Origin of the sequence: Streptomyces sp. NPDC015032 (assembly GCF_043080425.1) — a bacterium.
Classification (GTDB): domain Bacteria; phylum Actinomycetota; class Actinomycetes; order Streptomycetales; family Streptomycetaceae; genus Streptomyces.
The window spans coordinates 71,641-78,638 of the sequence record NZ_JBIBVN010000035.1; the positions used below are offsets into that span (position 1 = coordinate 71,641).

The 6,998-nt window shown below is 70.4% G+C and carries 6 protein-coding genes; 4 read left to right on the plus strand and 2 right to left on the minus strand.

Annotation, left to right across the window (positions count from 1 at the left end; genetic code table 11):
• The first annotated feature begins 169 nt into the window (after positions 1 to 169).
• The 4 genes from ACF08M_RS33020 (at position 170) to ACF08M_RS33035 (ending at position 4,898) form a co-directional block, all read left to right on the plus strand.
• Positions 170 to 1,519 (plus strand): DUF6716 putative glycosyltransferase, encoded by a 1,350-nt coding sequence (locus ACF08M_RS33020; RefSeq protein ID WP_392188931.1) that lies wholly within the window; start codon positions 170 to 172, stop codon positions 1,517 to 1,519.
• A 20-nt stretch (positions 1,520 to 1,539) separates the two neighbouring features.
• Positions 1,540 to 2,775, plus strand: coding sequence for a cytidylyltransferase domain-containing protein (locus ACF08M_RS33025; RefSeq protein WP_392188932.1), 1,236 nt, complete (start codon positions 1,540 to 1,542; stop codon positions 2,773 to 2,775).
• A gap of 120 nt (positions 2,776 to 2,895) precedes the next feature.
• Positions 2,896 to 3,831 (plus strand): N-acetylneuraminate synthase family protein, encoded by a 936-nt coding sequence (locus ACF08M_RS33030; protein ID WP_392188933.1) that lies wholly within the window; start codon positions 2,896 to 2,898, stop codon positions 3,829 to 3,831.
• 11 nt (positions 3,832 to 3,842) lie between these two features.
• Positions 3,843 to 4,898, plus strand: a complete 1,056-nt coding sequence (locus ACF08M_RS33035; protein WP_392188934.1) for a hypothetical protein — start codon at positions 3,843 to 3,845, stop codon at positions 4,896 to 4,898.
• Between the two features lie 269 nt (positions 4,899 to 5,167).
• On the opposite strand, the gene ACF08M_RS33040 is transcribed toward ACF08M_RS33035, so the two are convergent.
• Both ACF08M_RS33040 and ACF08M_RS33045 read right to left on the minus strand, forming a co-directional pair.
• Complete coding sequence (locus ACF08M_RS33040) at positions 5,168 to 5,641, minus strand: hypothetical protein (RefSeq protein ID WP_392188935.1); 474 nt, start codon at positions 5,639 to 5,641, stop codon at positions 5,168 to 5,170.
• Positions 5,642 to 5,653: 12 nt separating this feature from the next.
• Positions 5,654 to 6,628 carry a hypothetical protein gene (locus ACF08M_RS33045; RefSeq protein WP_392188936.1) on the minus strand — a complete coding sequence of 325 codons (975 nt, stop codon included), beginning with the start codon at positions 6,626 to 6,628 and terminating at the stop codon, positions 5,654 to 5,656.
• Positions 6,629 to 6,998 lie beyond the last annotated feature (370 nt).

The following is a 6,998-nucleotide window of genomic DNA, read 5'->3' on the forward strand; positions in this document are numbered from 1 at the left end:
CCCGGAAAGGACGGCAGGTGAACGAAGAATGTCGAAATGATGAACCGGTCGATCCCTTGTCTCGTGCGGGGCTTTTGTGCGGGCGATTCGCCGAGCGTCGTCGGGCTGTTAACCAGCTGTTGCCGTCACGTTGGGCCGCGAATCAAAATGCCTTCCTAAGTTCTGGGACGTGCCCCCACGTACCGATAAGACGACCGCCCTCCGGGTAGCCGTACTCGCCGACTCCGACACCCGGTGGAAATGGGGCGCGCTCACCGCGCGCCGCCTCACCACCGGCGCGTCCGGGGCACCGGCGCAGCACGTCGAGATCACCGGACTCCTGCTGCGCGGCCGGGCCACCCCGACCCCGCGCCAGCTCGCCGAGGTCGGCGACGTCGGTATCGACACCGACCGGGTGCGCGAGGTCACGGCGGTCGAATTCCTGCACACGGTACGGGACCAGGGCTACGACGTCGTCGTCCTCGCCCTCGTCGGGGGAGCCGTTCAGGCGATGCTGCACGGCCTCGCCGCGCTGCGCCTGCCGGCCCGGCCCGTCGTCGTCACCGGCTACGTCGGCGTCGTCTACGAGAAGCTCGCCGACGGACTGCTGCTGCGGCACGGCGCGGACATCGTCCTCGCCAACTCCCGCCACGACGCGGAGCGTTTCCGCGCCGTGTACGAGGGAGTGGGCGCCGACGCCTCGGCCGTCACGGAGGCCGCCCTGCCGTTCCTCGGCGGCGAACCGCACCGCCCGCAGGAGGGCCGCGACACGGTCGTCTTCGCCGCCCAGCCCTCTGTACCGGCCTCCCGCGCCGACCGCACCTACCTGCTGCGCAGGCTCGTCGAGCACGCCAGGCTGCACCCGGACCGCGAGGTGCTGCTGAAGCTGCGCTCCAAGCCCGGCGAGCACACCACGCACATCGAGGAACTCCCGTACCAGCGGCTCGCGGAGAGGCTGCCCGGCGGGCCGCCGCCCAACTTCCGTCTGGTGTACGGGCACATGGGCGAGGTCCTGGACCGGGCCGACCTGCTGGTCACGGTCTCCTCGACCGCCGCGCTGGAGTCCCTGCACCGGCGCATCCCGACCGCGATCCTCACCGACCTCGGCGTCCGCGAGACCCTCGGCAACCACCACTTCATCGGCTCCGGCCTGCTCACCTCCTGGGACCACCTGGACGGCGGCTTCCGACCGGAGCCCGACCCGGAATGGCTGGCCGGCCAGGGTGTCGCCGCCGACGGCACGTACGCCACGGCCTACGACCACGCCCGCGCCCGCGTCGACGCCCTGCTCGCAGCCGCCCGCCTGCCCGACCTCGCCCCGTACTACACGCCCGCCACCGCGCCCGGCTACCTCCCCGGCATCCTCGCCCGCCACCACCTGGCACCCGACGGCCGTCCGCTGCCGGGCACCGACCGGCCGCGCGAGACCGGCGGGGTGCGCGGCGCGGTGCGCGACGCGGTCCGGGAGGCGGCGCGGGGCGCGTACCGGCAGGGCGTCCAGCGGGTCGCCCCGGTGATCCGACGGATGGGCGAGCTGTGAACACCACTTCAGGAGCAGAGATGACCCCGACCCCGACCGTGCTCGCCGTGATCCCCGCCCGCGGCGGATCCAAGGGCGTTCCGGCCAAGAACCTCGCCCAGGTCGGCGGCGTGCCGCTGGTCGCCCGCGCCGTACGCGCCTGCCTGACCTCCCGCGAGGTCACGGACGTCGTCGTGACCACCGACGAAACGGCCATCGCCGACGCCGCCCGCGCCGCGGGCGACTCGCTGGGTGCCCCGGAGCGGGTGCACATCGTCCGGCGTCCCGCCGCCATCGCCGGGGACAGAGCGAGCAGCGAGGACGCGGTGCTGCACGCCCTGGACGCGTACGAGGCGATGCACGACCGGAAGGCCGACGTGGTGCTGCTGGTCCAGTGCACCAGCCCCTTCGTCGTAAGGGAGGACATCGACGGCGTCGCCGCGGCGGTCGCCCGCGACGGCGCCGACACGGCGGTCACGGTCGCGCCCTTCCACGGCTTCCTCTGGCGCGACGGCGGTGCGCCGGGGGAGGACAACCACGGCGTCAACCACGACAAGTCCGTACGGCAGATGCGGCAGGACCGCCCCGAGGACCTGCTGGAGACCGGCACCGCGTACGCCATGAACGCCACCGGCTTCCGCACCCACCGCCACCGCTTCTTCGGCCACACCGCCCTGGTGCGCACCGACGCCGCCCGGGTCCTGGAGATCGACGACCCGCACGACCTGGCCCGCGCCCGCGCCCTCGCGCCGCTCCTGGACCCCTCACCGCTGCCCACCCTCGACGACATCGACGCGGTCGTCCTCGACTTCGACGGCACACAGACCGACGACCGGGTCCTCATCGACGCCGACGGACACGAGACCGTCGCCGTCCACCGCGGCGACGGCCTGGGCATCGCCGCCCTGCGCAAGGCCGGAATGCCGCTGCTGATCCTCTCCACGGAACAGAACCCGGTCGTCGCCGCCCGCGCACACAAGCTCCGCATCCCGGTCCTGCACGGCATCGACCGCAAGGACCTGGCCCTCAAGCAGTGGTGCGACGAGCAGTCCGTCGCTCCGGAACGTGTCCTCTACGTGGGCAACGACGTCAACGACCTGCCGTGCTTCGCGCTCGCCGGCTGGCCGGTCGCGGTCGCGAGTGCCCACGACTCGGTACGGGCCGCGGCGCGTGCCGTCACGACGACCCCCGGCGGCTTCGGCGCCATCCGCGAGATCGCGGCCTGGCTGCTGGGCCCCACCCTCACGACCACAGCTCCCACCCAGTCCCCCGAGTAACCCACCAAGCACCCCCGAGTACCCCCCCAAAGCGCCCCCCCAGCACCCCCAAGCACCCCCAAGCACCCCCAAGCACCCCCAGGGCACCCCCCCCAGTCCCCCAAGTAAGGAATGCACCTCATGAGCACCTCCCGTCTGCGCACCCTCGGTACCCGCACCGCGGGCCCGGGGCACCCCGTCTACATCACCGGCGAGATCGGCATCAACCACAACGGCGACCTCGACAAGGCCCTCGCGCTGATCGACGTGGCGGCCGAAGCCGGCTGCGACGCCGTCAAGTTCCAGAAGCGCACCCCGGAGATCTGCACCCCGCGCGACCAGTGGGACATCGAGCGCGACACCCCCTGGGGCCGGATGACGTACATCGACTACCGGCACCGCGTCGAGTTCGGCGAGGCCGAGTACCTGGCCATCTCCGAGCACTGTGCCGAGCGCGGCATCGACTGGTTCGCCTCCCCGTGGGACACCGAGGCCGTCGCCTTCCTGGAGAAGTTCGACGTCCCCGCGCACAAGGTGGCCTCGGCCTCCCTCACCGACGACGAACTCCTGCGCGCCCTGAGGGCGACCGGCCGTACGGTCATCCTCTCCACCGGCATGTCGACCCCGCGCCAGATCCGCCACGCGGTGGAGGTCCTGGGATCGGACAACATCCTTCTCTGCCACGCCACTTCGACCTACCCGGCCAAGGCCGAGGAGCTGAACCTGCGGGTCATCAACACCCTCCAGCAGGAGTACCCCAACGTTCCGATCGGCTACAGCGGCCACGAGACCGGCCTCCAGACGACCCTCGCCGCCGTCGCCCTCGGCGCCGCGTTCGTCGAGCGCCACATCACCCTCGACCGCGCCATGTGGGGCTCCGACCAGGCCGCCTCCGTCGAGCCGCAGGGCCTCACCCGTCTCGTCCGCGACATCCGCACCATCGAGGCCTCGCTCGGCGACGGCATCAAGAAGGTGTACGAGTCCGAGCTCGGCCCGATGAAGAAGCTCCGCCGCGTCGCGGGCGTCGTCGCCGAGAGCGCCGACGAGGCTCCGGCCGCCGAGCCGGTCGCGGTCTGACGGGCCGACCGGTGAACCTCGCCTTCGTCGAGAGCCCGGTCCAGCTCCTGAACGTCCTGGAGTGGGCCTACACAGAGGGAGTCGACGACCGGGTCCTCACGGACATCACGGTCGTCGTCCTCCCCCCGGTCGACCCGATGTCGCGCGGCCAGCTGCGCCGGATGGCGGAGCTGGCCCGCGACGAGGGCGTCAACGTCCGCTGGCAGGAGGCGCGCGGCGGCACGGGCGCACCCCTGAAGACCCTGCGCTCACTGACCGGACTTCTGCGCAGGGCGGACCGCATCGTCATCGGCGACCCGTTCTCCCGCTACGTCCAGCTGCTCCTCACCATGGTCCGCGCCCGCCGTCTCACGGTGGTCGACGACGGCACGGCCACCATGGAGTTCGTCGCCCAACTGGCGTGCGGCGAACGGCTGGTGCGCTGGCACCGCAAGGGCAGCTCGGGTCCGCGGGATCTCGCCCTGGCCCCGGTCACGGCCCGTGCCCGCAGCCGGTTCACCCCGTCCGCGACCCGCACGGTCGAGGTCTTCACGGCGATGCCGGTCGAGGCCCCGCCCGGTGTCGCCGTCACCTCCAACACCTTCGCCTGGACCCGCGCCCGCTTCGGCCCGCCGCTGCTCACCAAGGGCGCCGACCTGGTCGGCACCTCGCTCGTCGAGACCGGCGTCCTCGACCAGGCCCGGTACCTGGAGGCCGTCGCGACCCTGGCCCGCACCCATGGGGCCACCCGCTACTTCGCCCACCGCCGCGAGTCCACCGAGAAACTCCACGCCCTGGAAGCCGCCACCGGCCTGGAGATCGTCCGCCCCGACCTCCCCCTGGAACTCATCGCCCGCCGCGGCCCCATCGGCCGCACGGTCCTGAGCTTCCCCTCCACGGTCGTCCACACCCTCCCCCTGGCCCTGGTCGGCACGGACGTCAGGGTCGCGGTCTGCGACATCGCCCCGGAATGGCTCCGCGACACGGCGTCCCCGCGCGCGCAGGGGTTCCTGAGCGGCGTCACGGAAACCGCCCGGGACGTACAACGGCTGGCCCCGTGGCGGGCTACGGCGGTGACGGAGGCGTAGGGGCCGCCCGCAACCCCCACCCTCGAACGAAAACGTGACACCCGCGCCCTGGGTGTCACGTTCGTGTGTGAGCGGTGTGACCCGTAGGCCGGACTGACCAGCGTCCGGCGAACCGGGGTGTTCGAAGGTGCCGTTGGTGCCGTTGGTGCCGACGACCGTGTACCCGGTGTCGCGTCCGTCCTTTTCCTGCCCGTGCTTTGCCGGCTGTCAAGTCACGACCGAGCCTGACGTGATCTTCCCTTGACCGCGGCACGGGCGGATAGAGGAACCTACCGTGAGGCTCCGTCTGGCCAGAGGATGGTGACGGGCACGCCTACTTCGCGCGCGTAACTGACGACGTCTGCTGTTCCTCCGAAGCCGCGGGCGGGTTTGCCGTCCCATACGGCCAGGAGATGATCGGAAAGTCGGACGAGGATTTCACTCCCGGCCTGATGAGCTTCAGAGGTCGACTCGGTGAGCCCGGTGCGGTGAACGTCGGTAGCCCTGCTGAGCAGTTGATCGTATTCGGCGTGGTGCCAGTTGGGCAGTCCGGCGCGGTATTCGGTGGCCGGAATGACGACTTCGAGCTTGGCACCCGCGTCGAGGGCAACCTCTGCCCACCAGGCGTCAGGCCCGTCGGCGATGCAGCTGACGGCAACGAGTTCGGTGGTGTCCAGTGCCTCGACTCGGGCAGCGAGGCTGGCGCGAACCTGTTCGGCCACTTCCGATGACAGGCCGCGGTGGCCGGTGATACCGATACGCATCTCACTGTCTCTCTACAGATATGTCGCGCGTAGTTGAGCGTCGAACTCGCGCACCATAGCGGTGCGTCCCGAATCCGTGTAGGTGGAGCGATGGCGACGTGCCCGTTCCACGATCTTTCCCGAGCGGAGCCGGATGCCCTCCCCAAGGGCCCGTGAGGCCAGTGTGAACGCGGCATCCGCGTCACCGGACCTGAGATGGCTGGTTGCGGCGTCGATGGTCAGCAGCGCCCTTTGCTTGTCGTTGCCGTTGCTGAGCGCGACCGCGATGTTCTTCTCCGATACCCGGATCGGCAGTGTGGATGCGAGGCGGGCCGCGCAGGTGATCCGGCAGCAGGCGATCTTGCGCTCATCGAACGCGAAGATCCAGGGCCAGATGACAGGGCCGGCGGGCATCTTGTTCGCGTGGCTTTCGCAAGTCCGCAGAGCACGTTCGCAGGCAGAGCGGTCGCCCCTGCTTGCGTGGGCGATGGCCTCTATGGATGACAACCAGACGGTAGCGAGGACAGGCACGTCGTTGCCGAGGTAGTGGCGGGCTTCGCTGATCAGCCGTAGAGCTTCGTGTGGGGCTCCAGTGTCGGCTTCGAAGCTGGCCAGGCTGCCGGTCTGGTAGGCGGCGAGGAGCTTGTCATTGGAGGCGTGGGCGGCTTTGACCGAGGAGCCGTACCAGCGGCGTGCTGATCCGTAGTCCGCCATGTCCCACGCGATCCAGGCAGCGAAGCTGGCGGCCTCGCTGCCAACCGAGGCCATATGGGCACGGTCTGCCTCGGTGGAGGTCTGGGCGACGCTCTGGATGAGACGTAGGTGTCCATGGACTGTGTCGGCGAGGTTGTTGGAGACAGTCGTTGCGTCAAGCCGCCGATACGAGGAAGTGACGAGGCGTAGGGAGGCAGCCGGAGACGAGTCGCCGTCTGCCGGTCCGGCCGATGAGGGAATGGCGAGCGGTATGGCTGCTGCCAGGCCGCCGGCGAGGAATTCGCGACGCTCCACAGGAGGAATTCCGTTCGAGTGCTGATTGGCTAAGGGCTGTCCCGTAATCCCTGGTGGATCAGCGCGCGGCGTCAGATGCGGCGCATCGCAAGGCGGAGGGACGTCCGCATACTGGATGTATTCGGACGTTCCGGCAACGCGGCGAGGATGGGGCCTCCCCTGCTCGAGCGCAACCGAGAGCTTGGGGAAGTAGCTGTCGTCGTGCGCCCGCCAGGGATTACGGGACAGCCCTTAGCCTCGAAGTTTCGTGACGGTCCGCCGAGGGGGTCGTTGGGCCGTTTTCGTGCCGTGGGCTGAGGCTGTGCAGGCCGAGGGCCCGAGTGTCGCCTCGGGGTGGCGCCGGGTTCCACTGCTCCGGTTGTTGAGGTGC